Source organism: Streptomyces sp. NPDC006265, from assembly GCF_040613555.1.
Taxonomy (GTDB): Bacteria; Actinomycetota; Actinomycetes; order Streptomycetales; family Streptomycetaceae; genus Streptomyces.
This window is the reverse complement of the sequence record NZ_JBEXSH010000272.1, coordinates 1-827: the sequence shown is the minus strand read 5'-3', so window position 1 is coordinate 827 and position 827 is coordinate 1. Positions and strand designations below refer to the sequence as shown.

Annotated in this window: 1 protein-coding gene and 1 pseudogene; one reads left to right on the top strand and one right to left on the bottom strand. The window is 72.9% G+C overall.

Going from position 1 to position 827, the window contains the following annotated elements; all coding sequences use genetic code 11:
• Positions 1–366, bottom strand: a pseudogene (locus tag ABZ281_RS22070) (hypothetical protein); the annotation flags it as partial.
• A gap of 209 nt (positions 367–575) precedes the next feature.
• Between ABZ281_RS22070 and ABZ281_RS22065 the strand changes: the two are divergent.
• Positions 576–827 (top strand): thiamine pyrophosphate-binding protein (locus ABZ281_RS22065; RefSeq protein WP_356657897.1); only part of this gene is annotated, 252 nt, incomplete at its 3' end.

The window sequence follows — 827 nt, the reverse complement described above, 5'->3', positions numbered from 1 at the left end:
GTCGTGGTCGGCCGCCCTTGCGCCGGCCGCGCCACCCTGGCCGGTCCCCGGGCCCTGGTCGGCTGTCCTCCCGCCATCCGCGGCGGCCCGCCCGGTCGAACCCTGTCCCTCCACCACCGCCACCCGCAGCACCACCCCGCACGCGCACCCCACCTCCGGTCGCGGCCACTCCCCGCGCCGCCCGCAGGAGCCGCATCGCACCGGCACCCAGTCGTCCTGCCAGACCCGGTGCGAGACGGGCGTCGCCGAGCCGTCACGGTCCAGGCGCGGGGCGACCGGCGCGCCGCACGCGCAGGGATACGCCGGTGCCGTGTAGCGGTGCTCGCGGCGGCAGGCCGGGCAGCGCACCGGAACGGTCTCGGCCATGGCCACTCCAGAACCGTGTCGCGTCGGGACGAGGAGGCCATCGTGCTCCCTCCGGCCCCGCCCTGTCCGGCGCTTGCCGTCTCTTGACGCCCTTCACCCGCCCCGCATACATTAATTCCAGATCGTAGAAAACAATTTCCGCAATACGGAAGAGCTCACCGCGGGGCGCGACGGGAGTGCGAATCCGACAGCCGAAGCAGGAGTACTCGATGGCTCGAATGACCGCTGCCCGCGCGGCAGTTGGGATCCTCAAGCGTGAGGGCGTCGCCGACGCGTTCGGTGTCCCCGGCGCGGCGATCAACCCGTTCTACGCGGCGCTCAAGGCCTCCGGCGGCATCGCCCACACCCTTGCCCGGCATGTCGAGGGCGCCTCGCACATGGCCGAGGGCTACACCCGCACCCACCCGGGCAACATCGGCGTCTGCATCGGCACCTCGGGCCCGGCCGGCACCGACATGATC